Source organism: Aeromonas sp. R7-5 (assembly GCF_040908015.1).
GTDB classification, from domain to species: Bacteria; Pseudomonadota; Gammaproteobacteria; order Enterobacterales; family Aeromonadaceae; genus Aeromonas; species Aeromonas caviae.
The window spans coordinates 225,769-244,454 of sequence record NZ_JBFOCZ010000032.1; the positions used below are offsets into that span (position 1 = coordinate 225,769).

The 18,686-nt window shown below is 63.0% G+C and carries 14 protein-coding genes; 5 read left to right on the forward strand and 9 right to left on the reverse strand.

Annotation, left to right across the window (positions count from 1 at the left end; genetic code table 11):
• Nucleotides 1–136: 136 nt before the first annotated feature.
• On the reverse strand, nucleotides 137–715 hold the full coding sequence (locus tag AB5Y53_RS14125; protein ID WP_223302574.1) for a hypothetical protein: 579 nt from the start codon (nucleotides 713–715) through the stop codon (nucleotides 137–139).
• A 352-nt stretch (nucleotides 716–1,067) separates the two neighbouring features.
• Between AB5Y53_RS14125 and AB5Y53_RS14130 the strand changes: the two genes are divergently transcribed.
• Nucleotides 1,068–2,369 (forward strand): sigma-54-dependent transcriptional regulator, encoded by a 1,302-nt coding sequence (locus AB5Y53_RS14130; protein ID WP_368182335.1) that lies wholly within the window; start codon nucleotides 1,068–1,070, stop codon nucleotides 2,367–2,369.
• Nucleotides 2,370–2,467: 98 nt separating this feature from the next.
• On the opposite strand, the gene ybaL is transcribed toward AB5Y53_RS14130, so the two are convergent.
• Together ybaL and ggt are read right to left on the reverse strand one after the other, a co-directional pair.
• The gene (gene ybaL, locus AB5Y53_RS14135; RefSeq protein WP_368182336.1) at nucleotides 2,468–4,099 is read right to left on the reverse strand and encodes a YbaL family putative K(+) efflux transporter; all 1,632 of its coding nucleotides are present in this window, start codon (nucleotides 4,097–4,099) and stop codon (nucleotides 2,468–2,470) included.
• Between the two features lie 372 nt (nucleotides 4,100–4,471).
• On the reverse strand, nucleotides 4,472–6,253 hold the full coding sequence (ggt, locus tag AB5Y53_RS14140) for a gamma-glutamyltransferase (protein ID WP_368182337.1): 1,782 nt from the start codon (nucleotides 6,251–6,253) through the stop codon (nucleotides 4,472–4,474).
• 112 nt (nucleotides 6,254–6,365) lie between these two features.
• On the opposite strand from ggt, the gene AB5Y53_RS14145 reads away from it, so the two are divergent.
• Complete coding sequence (locus AB5Y53_RS14145; RefSeq protein WP_319908221.1) at nucleotides 6,366–6,983, forward strand: arylesterase; 618 nt, start codon at nucleotides 6,366–6,368, stop codon at nucleotides 6,981–6,983.
• 179 nt (nucleotides 6,984–7,162) lie between these two features.
• Here the strand turns inward: AB5Y53_RS14145 and rdgC are convergent, their stop codons facing one another.
• The gene (gene rdgC / locus AB5Y53_RS14150; RefSeq protein ID WP_368182338.1) at nucleotides 7,163–8,074 is read right to left on the reverse strand and encodes a recombination-associated protein RdgC; all 912 of its coding nucleotides are present in this window, start codon (nucleotides 8,072–8,074) and stop codon (nucleotides 7,163–7,165) included.
• 179 nt (nucleotides 8,075–8,253) lie between these two features.
• Here rdgC and AB5Y53_RS14155 point away from each other — a divergent pair, with 179 nt between their 5' ends.
• The 3 genes from AB5Y53_RS14155 to AB5Y53_RS14165 all read left to right on the forward strand — a co-directional run bounded on the left by AB5Y53_RS14155 (nucleotide 8,254) and on the right by AB5Y53_RS14165 (nucleotide 13,771).
• Nucleotides 8,254–8,682 carry a GNAT family N-acetyltransferase gene (locus AB5Y53_RS14155; protein ID WP_010673565.1) on the forward strand — a complete coding sequence of 143 codons (429 nt, stop codon included), beginning with the start codon at nucleotides 8,254–8,256 and terminating at the stop codon, nucleotides 8,680–8,682.
• Between the two features lie 110 nt (nucleotides 8,683–8,792).
• The gene (locus AB5Y53_RS14160; RefSeq protein WP_368182340.1) at nucleotides 8,793–10,019 is read left to right on the forward strand and encodes an exonuclease SbcCD subunit D C-terminal domain-containing protein; all 1,227 of its coding nucleotides are present in this window, start codon (nucleotides 8,793–8,795) and stop codon (nucleotides 10,017–10,019) included.
• Entirely contained in the window at nucleotides 10,016–13,771 is a 3,756-nt protein-coding gene (locus AB5Y53_RS14165) for an AAA family ATPase (RefSeq protein ID WP_368182341.1), read from the forward strand. The genes AB5Y53_RS14160 and AB5Y53_RS14165 overlap by 4 nt, the downstream gene beginning before the upstream one ends.
• Before the next feature lie 81 nt (nucleotides 13,772–13,852).
• Here AB5Y53_RS14165 and AB5Y53_RS14170 read toward each other — a convergent pair whose 3' ends face one another.
• The 5 genes from AB5Y53_RS14170 to cysK all read right to left on the reverse strand — a co-directional run bounded on the left by AB5Y53_RS14170 (nucleotide 13,853) and on the right by cysK (nucleotide 18,647).
• Complete coding sequence (locus AB5Y53_RS14170; protein WP_368182342.1) at nucleotides 13,853–14,398, reverse strand: cytochrome b; 546 nt, start codon at nucleotides 14,396–14,398, stop codon at nucleotides 13,853–13,855.
• A gap of 254 nt (nucleotides 14,399–14,652) precedes the next feature.
• Complete coding sequence (gene crr / locus AB5Y53_RS14175; protein ID WP_010673569.1) at nucleotides 14,653–15,162, reverse strand: PTS glucose transporter subunit IIA; 510 nt, start codon at nucleotides 15,160–15,162, stop codon at nucleotides 14,653–14,655.
• Nucleotides 15,163–15,205: 43 nt separating this feature from the next.
• Nucleotides 15,206–16,933: a phosphoenolpyruvate-protein phosphotransferase PtsI gene (gene ptsI / locus AB5Y53_RS14180; protein WP_041213301.1), complete on the reverse strand. Its 1,728-nt coding sequence runs from the start codon at nucleotides 16,931–16,933 to the stop codon at nucleotides 15,206–15,208.
• Nucleotides 16,934–16,977: 44 nt separating this feature from the next.
• A complete protein-coding gene (locus AB5Y53_RS14185; RefSeq protein ID WP_005303128.1) occupies nucleotides 16,978–17,235 on the reverse strand; it encodes an HPr family phosphocarrier protein in 258 nt (85 codons plus the stop codon).
• Between the two features lie 443 nt (nucleotides 17,236–17,678).
• Nucleotides 17,679–18,647: a cysteine synthase A gene (cysK, locus tag AB5Y53_RS14190; RefSeq protein ID WP_010673571.1), complete on the reverse strand. Its 969-nt coding sequence runs from the start codon at nucleotides 18,645–18,647 to the stop codon at nucleotides 17,679–17,681.
• Nucleotides 18,648–18,686 lie beyond the last annotated feature (39 nt).

Consider the following 18,686-nt stretch of genomic DNA (forward strand, 5'->3'; position numbering starts at 1 on the left):
CGACATGGCCATGATGACCGCGGCGGCTAATGAGCTATAAATAAGTCCACGCATAATGAGTCTCTCCATTGAACTTTCAGCGGAAGATATGCCCATCGGCTGATACCCCCGGGCCTGGCTTCCTATCCCTGCGGCATCATGGGGATGCCGTTACTGCGCCAGCCAGGGGCAGGGAAACCATGTTGACTGACTGGTTTCCCTGTCCCGTGACCTGGTTCACCTGAATGACCCCCTTGCTGCCCGTGAGGGCGGTGTCATCCAGATAGATGCTGGTAGTGGTGTTGGCGGGGGGCTTTCCCCCTGGGGTCTTCGCGACGCTGGAGCTGAGATTGATGTCGGTCACGACACCCAGGCCGCTGTCATCGAGGGACAGGGCGAAGGCGTTCAGTTGCTGGTTGCCCTCACCCGCCCCCTGATTGATGCCGACCAGTCCCCGGTTCTGGCTCAGGGCCGAGCCCAGGATGGCGACGCTCTGGCTGCCGTTCAGATTGGTGGTGGATTGATTCAGCTGGCCAAATTGAATGACGGCAGGACCCGAAATGGCGATGGCTGCAAGATTGCCTTGCTGGTTGTTATTACCGGCAACCATATTGACGCCCATGGAACCACGAATATTGCTCAATGCCTGAGCACCGAGATCGACCCGGTTTTGTGCCAATGAGGGGGTGGCAAATGCCAGAAAAGGAAATGTTGCCAATGCAATATATGTCTTCATGTTCTGTCTCCATCTGCCAGGAGGGCTTATTGGAGAGAGCAACGACCATGCCAATTGGCAATGTTTTGATTTTTAACTGTTTTTTATTTGATATGATTGTTTTTATGTCTCAATGTTGAGAGCGACATATTATGTCGCCAAGTAAGCGCTTATTTATCAAAGGGTTTATTTTTTCTCACCGATATTTTTGCCGTCTCAATATTGTGGTGCCATCAGTCTAAAGGCGGGATGGTTTATAGTTATCATCGTCTGGCCATATTAAACGGCGCCATTTGATGATAAAGGGCGTTATCTGGATAAGTCGTCAGCGTCAGACTCCCTCGTGCAGTGGTGATAACAAGGAGTTGTCCCTATGACAGAAACGGCATTGTTGCTCATCAATTCATGTGCCGTACTGGAAAGCCTGCTGGAACAAGGCGAGTGGCAGGTGGAGCAGGCAAGCTCCCTGGTGGTGGCAGAGAAAAAACTGCAGGAAAAGGACTATCCCCTGGTGCTGGTGGTGATCGAGCATCAGCAGCACGAAGCCCTCTACAACCTGATAGCACAGCACTCCGGCGCCTTGTGGATCGGCCTCATCCAGCGGGACTGTCTCGCCAGCGAAGCCCTTCGCAATTTGCTGGCAGCCTGTTTTCATGATTTTCACACCTTTCCCCTGGACAGAGACAGGCTCTCCCACAGCCTGGGACATGCCCTGGGGATGGCGCGCCTCATCCGGCGACACCGCCCCCGACTGCAACCCCAGCTTCGTTTCATCCAGGGGGAGAGCGCCCCCATTCGCCAGTTGCGCGACCAGATCGTGCGGTTGCAGCATTGCCGCCTGCCCGTACTGGTGACGGGACCGAGCGGCACGGGCAAGGAGCTGGTGGCCCGGGAGCTGCACTACAGCACGTTCGGGGAGGAGAGCCCTTTCGTGGCGGTCAATTGCGGGGCCATGCCCCATCAGCTCATCCAGTCCGAGCTGTTCGGCCACGTCAAGGGGGCCTTCACCGGGGCACAGCACCACAAGATAGGCAAGATAGAGGCCGCCGATGGCGGCACCCTGTTTCTCGACGAGATAGGGGAGTTGCCACTGGAGGATCAGGCAACCCTGCTGCGCTTCTTGCAGGAGCAGTGCATAGAGGCGGTGGGCAGCCACCTGTCGCGTCGTGTGGATGTGCGGATCATCGCGGCCACCAATATCGATGTGGAACAGGCGGTGGCCAGCGGCGGCTTTCGCATGGATCTCTACTACCGGATCAACGTGGTGCGCCTGCGCACCCCGGCCTTGTGCGAGCGGGCGGAAGACATCCAGCTCCTTGCCGATGGCATTCTGGCGGAAGTGCGGGGCGGGCGGGTGCTCAGCTTCACCCGCAAGGCGCGCCAGGCCATGCAGTCCTATGGCTGGCCGGGGAATGTGAGGGAGCTGCGCAACCGGGTGCAGCGGGCGGCGGTCATGTGCAGCGGCCCCTTCATCGAAGCTGATGACATGGAGCTGACCAACATGGACAGCCTGCTGCTCGACGGCTCGCTCAAGGCGGTGCGCGAAGCGGCGGAGCGTCAGGCCTTGCAACGGACGCTGGCCCGCTTCCCCGATCAGCTCGAGGAGGTGGCCCGCACGCTCGACATCTCCCGGGCCACCCTCTATCGCCTGCTGGACAAGCACGATCTGCTGTGAGGGGACGGCAGTATCGCCCTGTCATGCAAAAAGCCCGGGCAGCAGGCCCGGGCTGCTTGTCTGGCCCCGTCGTGGGGGCTCGTGACTTCCGATGAGCTTCAGGCCATCTCCATGGCCAGGTGACAGAGTCGCCGCGCAGTCTCCTCCTCGCTCTTGACTATCTGATGCACGCCGCGCACGCGCAGATGATGCACCTCCTCGTGCTGGTGGGCACAGGCGGCGATGCGCATCAGGGCGCCGTATTCCTGCGCCCTGATGGCTATCTCACCGGCCAGCAGGCTGTCATCCAGGGTGATCAGCAGCCAGCTGGCGTTGGGCAGCGCCGCCGTCAGCAGATCCTGCTGGATGGGATGGCCCGCCAGACAGGTGATCCCCATGGCGCGCCAGGGGGCCAGCAGTCGCTCATCGGTGTCGATCACCACCATCTCCCTGCCTTGTTCATGCAACTGCAAGATGAGGTGCTGACCTATCTCGTCGGCGCCCACTACCACCACATGGCCCTGCAAGGGGCAGAGGTGAGGTGACTCATCGGTGCGTGGCTCGGGATGGCGCCTCAGCCAACGCTCCACCTGGTTGAAGACCAGCGGATTGAGCACAATGGAGAAACAGGCGCCGACCAGCACCAGATCCCGGGCGACCCCGGGGACCAGTTCGAGCATGACCCCGAGACCCATCAGGATGAAGGAGAACTCCCCCACCTGGGCCAGGCTGGCGGAGATGGTCAGCGCCGTGCGCTGGCTGTGGCCAAAGAGCCGCACGATGGCGAAGGCGGCCACCGATTTGCCGATCACGATGACGAACAGGGTGGCCAGCACGGCCAGGGGCTCGCGCAGCAGGATGACGGGGTCGAACAGCATGCCCACGGAGACGAAGAAGAGCACGGCGAAGGCGTCCTGCAGGGGCAGGGTGTCGTTGGCCGCCTTGTGGCTCAGATGGGAGCTGTTCATCACGACGCCGGCGAAGAAGGCGCCGAGGGCAAAGGAGACGCCAAACAGCTTGACGGCGCCAAAAGCGATGCCCAGGGAACAGGAGAGGACGGCCAGGGTGAACAGCTCGCGGGAGCCGGTGGCGGCGGTGCGGGCCAGCAGCCAGGGGATGAGGCGTCGCCCGCCGATGACCATCAGGGCGATGAAGGCAGCCACCTTGGCCAGGGTCAGGCCGATATCCGCCATCACCTGGGCCGGGGTCAGTGCCTCGCCCCCCTGCTGCAGGTTGGCGAGGATGGGGAGCAGTACCAGGGCCAGCACCATCACCAGATCCTCCACGATGAGCCAGCCGATGGCGATGCGTCCCTCGTTGGTGTCGAGCTGGCCACGACTCTCCAGGGCGCGCAGCAGCACCACGGTACTGGCGGTGGAGAGGGCCAGGCCAAACACCAGGCCGGCGGTCACGGTCCAGTCGAGCAGTTGGGAGAGGCCAAGGCCGAGCAGGGTTGCAAGGGTTATCTGGACGATGGCTCCCGGGATGGCGATGTGTTTCACCGACAGCAGGTCTTTTACGGAAAAGTGCAGCCCGACACCAAACATCAGCAGGATGACGCCGATTTCGGCCAGCTCGGGGGCGAGCCGCAGGTCGGCGACATAGCCCGGCGTAAAGGGGCCGCATACCACGCCGGCCGCGAGGTAGCCCACCATGGGGGAGATGCGCAGGCGGCTTGCCAGCATGCCGAAGAGGTAGGCCAGCACGAGGCCGCCCACCAGGGTGGTGATAAGGGGGAGTGAGTGGTCCATGTCGTCACCTCGCTAATGGCAGTCAGGGGCTACCAGATCACCCGAAGGCAAAGAGGGCAGCTGTCAATGAGCAGGGGGGCGAAAGAGACAGAAGTTAGCCGCATCAAGACATTTTCTTGAGGACAACAGATGCCGTTTCCATTGAAAAATAATGCATTTTTATGGCTTGGACAACATTATTCCAAGATTTAGAAGAATTTTGACGGGAAATGTCTGTAACGCATTGTTTTAAAGTGAAAGGCTGACTCCTGAATGCAATTTTTGGCAGGAAAAATCAATCTGCGATTGTTTTCTTCGCAGCGGTTCACCTTGCCGTCGGCGGCATGGAGGAGGCTGGCCTCCTCCATGGTGAACGAGGGTGCTGAAGGGGCATCACTCTCCCCTGGCGACACCCTCACGTCTGGGGTCTGCGGCCCCCAGCCAGCCGCCGGCATGGCGCTGGACGCCCTGCAGCCCGGAGGTCTGCTCGTTAAGCAGGACCTCGTGCCCTCTGGCTTTGAGCCCCTGGACCACGGCGTCGGGCGTGCGCCCCTGCTCCAGCTCGGTGGGGCCGTTGCGACTGCCGAAATTGGGCAGGTTGATGGCCTGCTGCAGGTCGAGCCCCCAATCCTGGGTGCCGAGCAGCGCCTTGCCCACGTAGTTGATGATGGCCGAGCCTCCCGGGGAGCCCAGGCTCATCTCGAGCTCGCCGCTTGCCTTGTCAAACACCAGCAGGGGAGACATGGAGGAGCGGGGGCGCTTGCCGGGCTCCACCCGGTTGGCCACCGGCAGGCCGGCGGCGTCCACCGAGGTGAAGGAGAAGTCGGTGAGCTGGTTGTTCAGCAGGTAGCCGTTGACCATCAGCCGCGAGCCGAAGCCATCCTCGATGGAGCTGGTCATGGCCACCGCCATGCCGCTCTTGTCCACGATGGAGATGTGGCTGGTGGAGGGCAGCTCCGGGGTGGCGTCCCGGCCCCTGGCCAGCGCCCGGGGCGGGTTGCCGGGCTGGGCGACGCCCATGGAGCGGTTGCCGATAAGGTGCCCCCGCTGCGCCAGATAGCCCTTGTCCAGCAGGCCTGTCACCGGCACGTCGACGACGTCGCCGTCGGCCACGTACTGGTTGCGATCGGCGAAGGCGAGGCGTGCCGCCTCGCTGTAGAGGTGAATGGCCTCGCTGGAGGCGGCCAGTTGACCCTGCTCCCCCTGTACCGGTTTGAGGGCGGCCATGTCCCGGCTCTCCAGCATGCCGAAGATCTGGCCGAGGGCCAGGGTGCCGGAGGAGGGGGTCGGGAAGCCGCAGATCTCGCTCTGGCGATAGTCAAAGCAGAGCCCGTCCCGCAGCTTGGCCCGGTAGCTGGCGAGATCGGCGGCGCTCAGCACCCCGGGGTTGGTCGGGTGGGCGTGCACCTTGGCCACCATGGCCTCGGCCAGCGGGCCGCGATAGAAGGCGTCGGGGCCGTCGCTGGCCAGGGTACGCAGCACCCTGGCCAGGGCCGGGTTGGTGAGCCGGGTACCGGCCGTCTTGGGAGTGCCGTCCGCCTGATAGAAGTAGGCGCGGGCGTCCGGATCCCCGGCCAGATAGGGATCTTTTGCCAGTAGGGTGGCGAGGCGGGGGCTTATCACGAACCCTTGCTCTGCGAGGGTGATGGCGGGTTCGAACAGCGTGGCCCAGGGCAGCTTGCCATAGCGCTCGTGGGCCAGGGCCAGGGCACGCACCGTGCCGGGGGCGCCGACGGAGCGCCCGCCCACCACCCCCTCATAGAAGGCCATGGGTTTGCCCTCCTTCATGAAGAGCTGATCGGTGGCAGCGGTGGGGGCTGTCTCCCGGCCATCCACCGCCGCCACCTGCTTGCCGTCCCACACCAGCATGAGGGAGCCGCCGCCGATGCCCGAGGATTGGGGTTCCACCAGGGTCAGCACCAGCTGGACGGCGATGGCTGCATCGACGGCGCTGCCCCCCGCCTTGATGATCTGGTAGCCCGCGTCCACCGCCAGCGGGTTGGCCGCCGCCACCATGAAGTCACGGCCCTGCCAGCCCGGTTTGTCAATCCAGCCGCTGGCCGCCTCCGGGGCGATCAGGGTCTGGGGAGGAGGGACATAGTGAAAGCCATCCTGGGAGGCGCAACCGCCAAGCAGGCCGAGGGCGACCAGCAGGCCGAGGGGTTTGAGGGACATGACAGGCTCCTTGTCGGTTTCTTGTTCACCTGCCGAAATGTGTCACACTTGGAGCTTGATTAAAAGTTTGTCTTAATACTCATATGGTTACAAAACTATCAAGGAGGCGCTCATGACACACCGGGGGACGCTGGCGAAACCTTGCATGGCGGGGCTGCTCTGCCTGTTGCTGACGGCCTGCGGGGAGCCGACCTTCAGACCGCTGGCCCAGGGGGAGACCCTGCTCGCGTTCGGGGACAGTCTGACCGAGGGGCGCGGGGTGAGCCCGTCCCAGAGCTACCCCAGCGTGCTGGCGAACCTGAGCGGCCATCCCGTGGTCAATGGCGGGGTGTCCGGAGAGCTGAGCCAGGCCGGCAGGGCCCGCCTGCCCGGGTTGCTGGCTCGGCACAGACCCGCTCTGGTCATCCTGCTGGAGGGGGGCAACGACATCCTGCGTGGCAGCGGGGAGGCGGCCCTCAAGGCCAATCTCGCCGCCATGATAGAGGCGGTGCAGGGGAGCGGGGCCCAGATCCTGCTTGTCGGGGTGCCCCGAAAATCCCTGTTTGCCGATGGCGCTCCCCTCTACGAGGAGCTGGCAGAGCAGTACGGGCTGGTGCTGGACAACGACATCATCGGCGAGTTGCTGCGAGACCCGGCCCTGAAATCCGATGCGGTGCATTTCAATGCCGAGGGTTACCGCACCCTGGCGCAGCGACTTCATCGACTGTTGCAGGAAAGGGGGGCACTCTAGCGAGGTGGCATGCTGCCGGGGCAGTGCGCCATGCTGCCGCAATCAATGGGCTCAGGGGATTGCGCGGCGGGAGGGCGGCGGCGCTACCCCGGAGGGGACCAGCCCGCGGCGACGATGCCGATGGAGATGAAAAAACCGCCGTGAAGGCGGTTTTTTGCAATCAGGCTGAGCCAATTTGCTTAGATGGACTGCTCTTCACCGCCCAGGGCAGCAAACAGGGCCGGGATGAACTGGGAGAGTTCGGCGGTGACCAGGGCGAAGTCGGCGTCCAGGCGGGCGGCGGGATCTTCACTGGTGACGTCGTCGTTCTGCTCGCGCAGCTCTTCGCTGAACTTGAGGCGCTTGATGGAGAGATCGTCCCCCAGCACGAAGCTCAGGGTTTCGCCCCAGTTGAGGGCCAGCTTGGTCACCAGCTTGTCGTTGGCCAGGTGATTCTTGATCTCCTCGCTCATCAGATCCTGCTGCTTGCAGCGGATGATGCCGCCGTGCTCCATGGCGCTGCGCAGCTCGGCTTCGTCCTCCAGGGTGAAGGCGGCGGGCAGGTTGCCCTCGTTGAGCCACTCGGTCATGGTGATCTCGGGCGGGTTCTTGAGGGCCACCGGCACTACCGGCAGGGAGCCGATGGATTTGCGCAAGAGCGCCAGCAGATCGTCCGCCTTCTTGGCGGAGCCTGCATCCACCACCATCAGGTTGTCGGCAGGATTTATCCAGGCGAAGGTCTGGCTGGTGCGGCTGAAGGCGCGAGGCAGCAGGGTGTGCATGATCTCCTCTTTCAGCGCCTCCTTCTCTTTCTTCTTGAGGGCACGGCCCTGCTCGAACTCGATCGCTTCTACCTTCTCCGCCAGTATCTCCTTGACCACGGTGCCGGGCAGCATCTTCTCTTCCTTGCGAGCGCACAGCAGGATGTGGCCAGAGGCGGCGTGGGTCAGGGTGGAGCCGAATTTGCCAAGGGGCTTGACCCACCCGAACCGGGAGATGTCCTGACTGCCGCAGGGGGTGAAGGCGCAGGCTTCCAGCTGGGTTTCCAGCTGCTCAACGGTCAGGTCGAAGGGGCGGGTAAAGCGGTAAATCTGCAGGTTTTTAAACCACATGGCGTCCTCGGTCTCTAGATTGTCCGGCGGGCATTGTACTAGAGAGGCGCTTTGTGATCAGCCAATCATTCTCGCTAAATAAAGGGCGATCGACCTCACAGGGCCCCACCTTGATCCCCCGGGAGCGGGGGCAACTCCCCTAGACTGCAAGTGTTCACATTGCTGACAAGGAGGCGACCATGTTGAGACAGAGTCGGCCGGAAGACATGGAAGAGATCGTCGAAATCTGGCTCCTGGCCTCCCTGCAGGCCCACGATTTCGTCGATGCCTCCTGCTGGTGGCAGGCTCAGGAGGAGCTGCGTACCCGCTACCTCGATCACGCCCGCATCTGGGTGTTCGAGGAGCGAGGGGACCTGCTCGGCTTCATGGCGCTGGTGGATGATTACCTGGCTGCACTCTTCGTGCGCCCCGATAGGCAGGGGCGGGGGGTGGGGCACGCCCTGTTGCAGGAAGCCAGATCCAGATGTGCCGAGCTGCATACCCGGGTCTTCGTGGAGAACGAGCCGGCGGTGCGTTTCTACCGCCGCCACGGCTTTGAAATCGGGGGGGAGGTGCCCGATCCCCTCACCGGTCATCTTCAGTACCAGATGCATTACCAAGCCGTCTGAATCTGACGTCTGGGGCTGCCCCGGTTGAAAACGGGGGGCTCCATCCTCATCTTGTCTCCATCCCGGGGCGCCCTCGCCCCCGCTCTCTTCTCCCTATCGAGCCGTTTTCCATGAAGATCCTGCACACCGCCGACTGGCACCTCGGTCATCAGCTTCACGGCCACGACCGCCGCTTCGAACACGACGCCTTCCTCGACTGGCTGGCCGACACCATCAAGACCCGCGACATCGATACCCTGCTGGTGGCGGGCGATCTGTTCGACACCGCCAACCCTCCCGCCAGTGCCTGGCAGCAGCTCTACCGCTTCCTGGCACGTCTGCGGGCCGAGCACCCGGCACTGGAGATGGTGCTCATCGGCGGCAACCACGACTCCCCCTCCAAGCTGGATGCCCCCCACGAGCTGCTGCGCGCCTTCGACCTGCATCTGGTGGGCAGCATCAGTCGGGACGACGAGGGGCGCCTCGAGACCGAGCGCCTGCTGGTGCCGCTGCGAGGCAAGAACGGCGAGGTGGCCGCCTGGTGCGCCGCCGTGCCGTTTCTGCGCAGCAGCGATCTGCGCCCGGAAGGGCTCAGCGAGGGGCAGGACAGACTCATCGAAGGGGTGCGCCAGGTCTATGAAGCGGTGCTGAGCGAGGGGCGGGCGCGCTGCCATCCGGACCAGGCCCTCATCGCCATGGGCCACGCCTATCTGGCGGCGGGCCAGCTCTCCGAGCTTTCCGAGCGGCGGGTGCTCGGCGGCAACCAGCATGCCCTGCCTGCCGAGCTGTTTGCCGCCGCCGACTACACGGCGCTGGGTCACCTGCACCTGGCCCAGAGTCCGGCCGAGGGAGTGCACTACAGCGGCTCGCCGCTGCCGCTCTCGCTGGCCGAGGCGAATTACAACCATCAGGTGCTGGAGGTGACGTTTGAGGGGGGCAAGCTGGCCCGCCTTGAGCGGATCCCGGTGCCCCGCGCGGTGGAGATGATCCGCCTGCCCCAGAGCGGCCTCGACGAGGCGCTCCAGGCCATCGAGGCGCTGGCGCTGCCCGCTTGCCCGCAGCAGGCGCAGCCCTTCCTCGAGGTGCGGCTGCTGCTGCCCAAACCCGAGGCCCGCATCCGCGAGCGCGTACTGGCCGCCATCGGCGACAAGCCGGTGCGTCTTGCCCGCATCACGACCAGTTATCAGGGCTCGGGCCAGGGGCTGGCGGACGGTGCCGGCCAGCGCCGGCTCGATGAGCTCTCCCCCACCGAGGTGTTTCGCCTCTGCTATCAGCGTCAGTTCGACGGGGAGCCGGAGGCCGAGCTGGTGGCGTCGTTTGAAGAGATCCTGGAGCAGGTGAAGGAGTCCAGCCAATGAAAATCTTGTCGCTGTCAGGGGAGAATCTGGCCAGCCTGACCGGTCAATTCACCATCGATTTTGCCGGTGGTGCCCTGGGGGCCGCCGGCCTGTTTGCCATCACCGGCAATACCGGCGCGGGCAAGAGTACCCTGCTCGATGCCATCTGTCTGGCACTCTACGACGAGATGCCGCGCTTTATCGCCAATCGCAAGAACGTGGCCGAAGTGGGCCGCATGGATGACGAGGAGAAGCTCAAGGCCAACGATGTGCGCGGCATCCTCAGCCGCGGCCACGCCAGCGGTTTTGCCGAGGTGCAGTTTCGCGGCTGTGACGGCCGCATCTGGCTGGCCCGCTGGGCGGTACGCCGTGCCCGCAACCGCGCCGAGGGGCGCTTTCAGGCCCAGGAGCGCAGCCTGACCGACGTGGCGTCGGGCCAGGTGTTCAGTGGCAGCAAGCGGGAGCTGCAGGATCGCATCGACGAGCTGGTGGGACTCTCCTGGGAGCAGTTTCGCCGCGCCGTCATCCTGCCGCAGGGGGAGTTTGCCGCCTTCCTCAAGTCGAGCGCCGACGAGCGTTCGGCCCTGCTCGAACGGATGACCGGCACCGAGCTCTACTCCGCTATTTCGGTCCAGACCCATGAGCGGGCGCGGGAGGAGCAGCAGAAACTGGCTGCCATCAGCCAGCGGCTCGGTGACGTGGCGCTGATGGACGAGGCGACCCGCGAGCAGTGGGTGAGCCAGCAGGTCAGCCTCGCCACCAGCCTCAAGCACGAGCAGCAGCAACAGCAGCTGATGCAGGACTTGCGCGATCTCAACGGCCGTATCGCTGCCCAGTTGCAGGCCTGTCAGGAGGGAGAGGCGGCCCTTGCCGCAGCCGAGGCGGCCCACGCTGCGGCCGCCCCCGAGCGGGAGGAGTTCGCCCGCGCCGAGCAGGCCCAGGTGGCCCGCGCCGATCACGACGAGCTGGCCCGCCTCACCCTGGAGGTGCAGCAGCAGGAGAAGGCGCTGGCCGAGCTTGGTCCCGCACTTGGGCAGCTGGAGGAGCAGACCCAGCAGAGCGCCCTCACCGAACAGCAACTGCTGGCGGAGAAGATCGCCGCCGAGCGCGAGTGGGGAGCCCTGCAGCCTGAACTCAAACGGGCGCAGGAGCTCGACACCCGCATTCGGGAAAAGCAGCAGCAATTGCAGAAGATCCAGCAGGAGGGGGCGCAGGAGCGGGAGGTGCAGCTTACCCTGGAGCAGGGCTGGCGCCAGCAGCGCCAGCAGGTGGAGCAGCTCAAGGCCCAGCACCTGCAGTGGGGCGCCTGGCTTGAGGAGCACAAGGAGCTGGCGCCGGTGGCCCGCCAGTGGCAGCCCCTGCTCACCGCCATGCAGGATTGGGCCGAGGATGCCGACAGGCTGCAGCAACTGCTCACCCTGCGCGAACACAAGCTGCGCGCCCTCCGGCAACTGCAACACCAGCTGGAGCAGGGGCAGCAGGAGCGCGACTACTGGCAGCGCGAGCAGGAGCGGCTGCAGCAGCAACAGCACGAGCTGCAGGAGCAGCAGTGGGAGGGGCGTCTGGCCAAGGCGCAGGAGCAGTGGCAAGGGCAGACCGAGCAGCTGGGCCAGCTGCGCCAGCTGCTGGAGCTGGCCGACTATGGCCGCAATCACGGCGAGCAGCATGGTCGCCTGCAGCAGGAGATCGCCCAGCTGGAGCAGGCGCTCGGCAAGCTGGCCATCCTCGGCGACGAGCTGACGCCGGCCCGCGAGCGGCTCGCCCTGCAACGGGACGAGGCGCGTCACGCGCTGGAGCAGTCCCGCGCCATCGCCAGTTTCGAGCAGCATCGCCACATTCTGCGCGACGGTGAACCTTGCCCGCTCTGCGGCGCCGAGGAGCACCCCTATCACCAGAGCCAGCCACAGGTGGCGGGCATTCTGGGGCAACTGGCGGAGCGCGCCCGCAGCCTGGAGCTTGAGTGGGATCGGCTCAATCACCAATACATTCAGTGCGAGAGTGAACGCCAGGAGCTGGCTCGCCAGCTGGCGGTGCGCCAGCAGCATCTGCCTGAGCTGGAGACGCGCGCCGAACAGCTGACCCAGCGCTGGCAGCAGCTCGGCGGTGCCGAGCTGCTGGGCCATCCGTTGCCGCTGCGTCAGAGCCCAATTGAGTGGAACGAGTTGATGAGTACCCTGCTCGGCCGCGGCCAGAGTCTGGAGCAGGGGCTGGCCCGCAGCCAGCAGCAACTGCGCGAGGCCCAGCTTGGCCAGCAGCAGTTGCAGGCCGTGCGCCAGCAGCTGAGCCAGCTGGCCAGCCAGCACCAGCAGTTCGAGCAGCAGTGGCAGGAGGCCGACCGCCAGCGCATCGCCCTGGAAGGGGAGGTGAAGGGGATGGGCGAGCAGGAAACGACCCTGCGCCAGCGCCTTGAGCAGGGGGGCAGCCGGCTCGACGAGCAGATGGGAGGCCAGCCCTGGCGTCAGTGGCTGGGCAGCCAGCAGTGGCGCGAGTGGCAGCGGGCCTGCGAGGCCTGGCTGCACGGCCAGAGTGAGTGGGAGCGGCTGACCGGCGAGATTGCCAGCCTCACCCCGGCCCTGAGTGCTCAGGAGGCGCGCTTGCAGACCCAGCGTGAGCTGCTGCACAAGCTCGAGCGCGACGACAAGGAGCATGAACAGCAACGGCAGGGGCTGGTCACCAGCCGTGCCACCTGTCTGGGGGGCGAGGAAATTGCCCTGGTCGAGAGCCGCTGGCAGCAGCGGCTGCAACAACTGGCCAGCGAGCTGGAGACGATGCAGGGGGCGGCTCGCGCCTTGCGTGAGCGCCAGACCGAGCTCAAGACCCGTCTCAACCATCTGGAGCAGGAGAAGCAGGTGAGCAGCCGGCGGCGGCGGGAGGTGCTGGGGCGCTGGGCTGCCCACGCCAGCAGCCTCGGCATCGCCGAATATGACCTGCGCCGCCTGCTGGCCATGAGTCCGGATGAGCTCAAGGGGCGCCGTGCCGCCTTGCAGGCGCTGGAGGATGCCCGCGCCGAGGCGCGAACCCGTTTGACCGAGCGGCAGCGGGCGCTGGCGCTGGAGGAGAGCAAGCGGGATCGTTACCGCGAGCATCACCCCGAGCTGGCCGCGTTGGCGCCACAGGAGCTCGACAGCCGGCTGACGGCGCTGGAGGCGCACTGCCACGCCCTCGACGAGCAGCTGTTCCAGTGCAAGAGCACGCTGGCCCAGGCCGAGGCAGCGGCCCTCAAGGCGGGCACCTTGCAGGAGGAGCTGGCTGCCCAGCAGGCGGTGGCGGATCATTGGCAGCGACTCTCCGATCTTATCGGCTCGGCCAGCGGCGCCAAGCTGCGCACCTTCGCCCAGAGCCTCACCCTGGAGCGGCTGCTGCTGGAGGCCAACGCCCAGCTCGCCGAGCTCTCCCCCCGCTATCGGCTGGAGCGGGTGCCCGGCACCGATCTGGCGCTGCAGGTGGTGGATCTCGACATGGGGGACGAGGTGCGCTCGGTGGACTCCCTCTCCGGCGGCGAGAGCTTCCTGGTGTCGCTGGCGCTGGCGCTGGCCCTCTCCTGCCTGTCGTCGCGCCAGACCCAGGTCGAATCGCTGTTCATCGATGAGGGCTTCGGTACGCTCGATCCCGACAGCCTGGATCTGGCGCTCTCATGCCTCGATTCCCTGCAGGCGGCCGGTCGCCAGATTGGGGTCATCTCCCACGTGCAGACCCTGGTGGAGCGGATCGGCGTGCAGGTGCGGGTGGAGGCCCTCGGCGGCGGCGAAAGCCGGGTGGTGTTGCCCGGCTGACGACGTGTCGCCCATGACCCTCCATGAACAAAAAGGCCCCTGTCACAGGGGCCTTTTTGTTGGCGTGCAACCCGTCGCTGGTTATTTGCGCTCGGGCAGCATATTGGTCAGGGTGTTGTCCTTGAGCACATGGTGGTGGTAGATGGCTGCCGCCGCGTGCAGGGCAATCAGGGCATAGCCAATGTTGGCCAGCGTCTCGTGCAGCTCCTTGATGGTACCCTTCAGGCCGTCGTCGGGGGCGATGAGGGCGGGGAGTGCCAGGCCGAAGAAGGGAATGGGCTTGCCCCCTGCGCTCAACAGCAGCCAGCCCAGCAGCGGGGTGAGGATCAGGAAGCCATAGAGCGCCAGATGGGCGAGCTTGGCCAGCGTGAGCATCAGGGGGGAGAGATCGGGCACGATACGCGGTGAAGGGCTACCCACGCGCACCAGCAGGCGCACGACCACCAGCGCCAGGATCAGCAGACCCACCATGAAGTGAAACTCCTTCATCAGGTCGCGGCCGGCCGACCCTTTGGGGAAGATGTCCCTGAACTCCATCAGCGCATAGACGGCGATCATCAGCAGCAGGGTCAACCAGTGCAGCCCTATGCTCAGGCTGCCATAACGTTGTTCGGTATTTCTCAGCATCGTTGTCTCCTCGCCACTTAAGCGGCTTATCTCTTTTCATCCCGTCTCATATCGAGCCAAAGGACCCGCAGGTATCCCTCTTGAGGGTACTCGGCTTGCTTATGCCCGTGTTGATCTCGATAACATTTCTGCCTTTTTGCCATCATGCTGACCTGTGCGGGAGCCCATGGAGTATCAGGAGATGGAAGGGGCAAAAAAAAACCGAAGCACCAGGCTTCGGTTTTTGGCGGTCGCTGGCGTCAGGCCAGGGCGCATTATTTCTTGATGCGGATCACCGGGGTTTCGCCCACGGTCACGGCGCCAGTCATCTTCACCAGCTCTTTGATCTCGTCCATGTTGGAGATGACCACAGGTGTCAGGGTAGACTTGGCTTTGGCTTCCAGAACGGCCAGATCGAACTCGATGATGGTGTCACCGCGCTTGACCTGTTGACCTTCCTGAGCGATACGGGTGAAACCTTCACCCTTCAGCTCGACGGTGTCGATACCGAAGTGAACGAACAGCTCGATACCAGAGTCGGACTCCAGAGAGAACGCGTGGTTGGTCTCGAAGATTTTGCCGATGGTGCCGTCGCACGGAGCAACCATCTTGTTGCCGGCCGGCTTGATGGCGATGCCGTCGCCGACGATCTTCTCGGCGAAGACGACGTCAGGCACATCTTCGATGGGGACGATTTCGCCGGACAGCGGAGCAAAGATTTCGATGCCGCCAGTGTCAGAACTGTCGTCGGAAACCAGTTTCTTCAGTTTGTCGAACAGACCCATAGTAAAAGCTCCTAGAGATGATTGTCGCTGTTTGCAGCCGATCTTAGCAGACTGCCTTCTGCTTAATAAAGTTATCTACGCACGCTTCGATTTCGGCGGCGGTGGCAAAGCTCAGCGCCTGGTCGGCCATGGCCTTCACATCTTCGAAGTTGGTGTTGCGGATAAGCTTCTTGATACGCGGTACAGAGATGGCGCTCATGGAGAACTCATCCAGACCCATACCCAGCAGCAGCAGGGTGGCGCGTTCGTCACCAGCCAGTTCACCGCACATACCGGTCCACTTGCCATTGTCATGGGAAGCGTCGATCACCATCTTGATCAGGGTCAGGACGGAGGGTGACAGCGGGTTGTACATGGCGGAAATCATCTCGTTACCACGGTCGACAGCCAGGGTGTACTGGGTCAGGTCGTTGGTACCGATACTGAAGAAATCCACTTCCTTGGCCAGATGATGAGCCATCACGGCCGCGGCCGGGGTCTCGATCATGATACCCACTTCAATGGATTCATCAAAGGCTTTGCCTTCGGCACGCAGTTCGGCTTTCAGCGTCTCCACGGTAGCCTTCAGGCTGCGGAACTCTTCGACGGAGATGATCATCGGGAACATGATGCGCAGTTTGCCGAAGGCAGACGCACGCAGGATGGCCCGCAGCTGGGCGTGCATGATGTCGGTGCGATCGAAGAAGATACGCACGGCACGCCAGCCCAGGAAGGGGTTCATCTCTTTCGGGAAATTCATGTAGGGCAGTTCTTTGTCGCCGCCGATGTCCATGGTACGGACGATAATCGGTTGATCCGGCATGGCTTCGGCCACTTCTTTGTAAGCCTTGAACTGCTCGTCTTCGGTCGGCAGCGCGTCACGGTCCATGAACAGGAACTCGGTACGATACAGACCCACGCCTTCGGCGCCGTTGCGAATGGCGCCTTCGGTATCCTTGACGGTCCCGATGTTGGCGCACACTTCGACCTGGTGGCCATCCAGAGTGATGGCAGGCAGGTCTTTGAGCTTGGCCAGCTCGTCCTTCTCTGCCTGGAACTGGGCCTGGAACTTCTTGGCTTCGTTCAACTGGTCGGCGGTCGGGTTGATGATGACCTGGTTGTTGATCGCATCCAGCACCAGCATGTCACCGTTCTTGACGCGCTCGGTGATGTCGTTGGTGCCCACGACGGCCGGCAGCTCCAGGGAGCGGGCCATGATGGAGGTGTGGGAGGTACGGCCACCGATGTCAGTGACGAACCCCAGCACGTATTTCAGGTTGATCTGAGCGGTTTCAGACGGGGTCAGGTCTTTGGCGACCAGGATGACCTCTTCGTCGATGGTGCTCAGGTTGACAACGGCGATGCCCAGTACGTTCTTGACCAGACGGGTGCCGATGTCACGGAAGTCGGTGGCGCGCTCACGAAGATAGGGGTCATCCAGATCGGCCATCATCTTGGCGTACTGTTCGATCACCTCGTGAACGGCTCTGTCGGCAGAGGCCTTGTGTTCTTTGATGAAGGATCTGATATCCCCTTCCAGCTCTTCATCTTCGAGCAGCATGATGTGGCCTTCGAAGATGGCCTCTTTTTCTTCACCGAAGGTGCGACCGGCCATCTCTTTGATGGCTTCCAGCTGTGCGGCTGACTTGGTGCGGGCTTCGAGGAAGCGGTTGATCTCGGCATCAATCTGTTCGGCGGGAATCTTGCCCTGATTGATAACGATTTCATCTTCTTTCAGAAGAAGCGCCTTGCCGAATGCGATACCGGGGGACGCAAGAATGCCAGATATCATAATCCTTCCTATTAAAACGACTGTGGGGGAGGAATAAAGCTGGATTACTCCAGCTCGTCCATCAGGGCAACCAGCTTCTCAACGGCTTTCTGAGCGTCCGGGCCGTCAGCCTGGATGGTCACGTTGGTGCCTTTGGTCAGACCCAGGGTCTGGAGCTTGAACAGGCTCTTGGCGCTGGCGGATTTGCCACCGGAGACCACAGTGATCTCGCTTTGGAATTCTTTGGCTTCTTTCACGAACTGAGCTGCAGGACGGGTGTGCAGGCCGTTTTCAGCAGTAATAACAACAGACTTCTCGTACATGGTTTCACCCCATATTATTGATATTGTTTGGAGAGATGGTCGCCAATGAGGCTTCCTGTCTCACCGTGTCAGTATGGATATGTTGTAAAGTAACGAAATCAGACCTGCAATGGTTTAATCCAGGTCAATTTTCTGTGCAGTATTCGGCGTCGTGGCCAGGTATTTTTTCGCTATCAGGCTGCAAGCCGCGTCAGGCCTGGCCTGAAATTATTTTATAACGAAAAATAACACTTTGTTACCTTGTGATACCTTGCCAGCAAACACCTCGTGACGCCGCACAGGATATGAGATTTATCACAGAATGTCTGCTTTTTTTGTCATATCCAAGTTTGTTATTTTACCCCAAAAAATAAGGGGCCGAGTGGCACTGATGGCTAGAGAGTTTAGCGCATAATGAAAACGGCGCTCCGAGGAGCGCCGTCGTTTTGGTGTTGGCTGATCAACTACTGCTGCAATTCCTGCTCGCTGAACACACCGGCGAAGAGGGCGCTGGAGAGGTAACGCTCGGCGGCGCTCGGCAGGATGACGACAATCGTTTTCCCTTCGAACTCCGGCTGCTCGGCCAGACGATTGGCAGCGACCACGGCAGCGCCGGAGCTGATACCGGCCAGGATCCCTTCCTCTTCCATCAGGCGGCGGGCCATCTCGATGGCTTCGTCACTGCTCACCTGCTCGACGCGGTCCAGCAGGCTCAAATCCAGGTTGCCCGGGATGAAGCCGGCGCCGATGCCCTGGATCTTGTGCGGACCCGGTTTGATCTCTTCACCCGCCAGTTTCTGGCTGATGACGGGGGATTCGCTGGGCTCGACCGCCACGGAGACGATGGCCTTGCCTTTGGTCTTCTTGATGTAGCGGGAGACCCCGGTGATGGTGCCGCCGGTGCCGACGCCCGCCACGAACACATCCACCTCGCCATCGGTGGCGTCCCAGATCTCGGGGCCAGTGGTCTGCTCGTGGATTTCCGGGTTGGCCGGGTTTTCAAACTGTTGCAGCAGCACGTACTTGCCCGGCTCGGATTCGAGGATCTCGTTGGCCTTGGCAATGGCGCCCTTCATGCCGAGGGGACCTTCGGTCAGCACCAGGTTGGCACCCAGGGCCTTGAGCAGCTTGCGGCGCTCCAGGCTCATGGTGGCCGGCATGGTCAGGGTGATGGGATAGCCGCGGGCTGCAGCCACGAATGCCAGGGCAATGCCCGTGTTGCCGCTGGTGGGCTCGATGATCTCCTTGCCCTTGGTCAGCACGCCGCGTTTCTCGGCATCCCAGATGAGGTTGGCACCGATCCGGCACTTGACGCTGAAGCTCGGGTTGCGGCTCTCGATCTTGGCCAGCACGCGGCCCTTGGTAACACGGTTGAGACGAACAAGCGGGGTGTTGCCTATGGTCTGGCTGTTGTCCTCAAAAATTTTGCTCATGGTGCTATCCCTGTGTTTGTTAAGGCGATGAAACAAGAT

Coding starts and splice junctions, on each gene's coding strand:
- AB5Y53_RS14185 (WP_005303128.1), bottom strand. CDS start 17,235: ATGTACGAGAAGTCTGTTGTTATTACTGCTGAAAACGGCCTGCACACC.
- cysK (WP_010673571.1), bottom strand. CDS start 18,647: ATGAGCAAAATTTTTGAGGACAACAGCCAGACCATAGGCAACACCCCG.
- ptsI (WP_041213301.1), bottom strand. CDS start 16,933: ATGATATCTGGCATTCTTGCGTCCCCCGGTATCGCATTCGGCAAGGCG.
- crr (WP_010673569.1), bottom strand. CDS start 15,162: ATGGGTCTGTTCGACAAACTGAAGAAACTGGTTTCCGACGACAGTTCT.
- AB5Y53_RS14165 (WP_368182341.1), top strand. CDS start 10,016: ATGAAAATCTTGTCGCTGTCAGGGGAGAATCTGGCCAGCCTGACCGGT.
- rdgC (WP_368182338.1), bottom strand. CDS start 8,074: ATGTGGTTTAAAAACCTGCAGATTTACCGCTTTACCCGCCCCTTCGAC.
- AB5Y53_RS14130 (WP_368182335.1), top strand. CDS start 1,068: ATGACAGAAACGGCATTGTTGCTCATCAATTCATGTGCCGTACTGGAA.
- ggt (WP_368182337.1), bottom strand. CDS start 6,253: ATGTCCCTCAAACCCCTCGGCCTGCTGGTCGCCCTCGGCCTGCTTGGC.
- AB5Y53_RS14160 (WP_368182340.1), top strand. CDS start 8,793: ATGAAGATCCTGCACACCGCCGACTGGCACCTCGGTCATCAGCTTCAC.
- ybaL (WP_368182336.1), bottom strand. CDS start 4,099: ATGGACCACTCACTCCCCCTTATCACCACCCTGGTGGGCGGCCTCGTG.
- AB5Y53_RS14125 (WP_223302574.1), bottom strand. CDS start 715: ATGAAGACATATATTGCATTGGCAACATTTCCTTTTCTGGCATTTGCC.
- AB5Y53_RS14145 (WP_319908221.1), top strand. CDS start 6,366: ATGACACACCGGGGGACGCTGGCGAAACCTTGCATGGCGGGGCTGCTC.
- AB5Y53_RS14155 (WP_010673565.1), top strand. CDS start 8,254: ATGTTGAGACAGAGTCGGCCGGAAGACATGGAAGAGATCGTCGAAATC.
- AB5Y53_RS14170 (WP_368182342.1), bottom strand. CDS start 14,398: ATGCTGAGAAATACCGAACAACGTTATGGCAGCCTGAGCATAGGGCTG.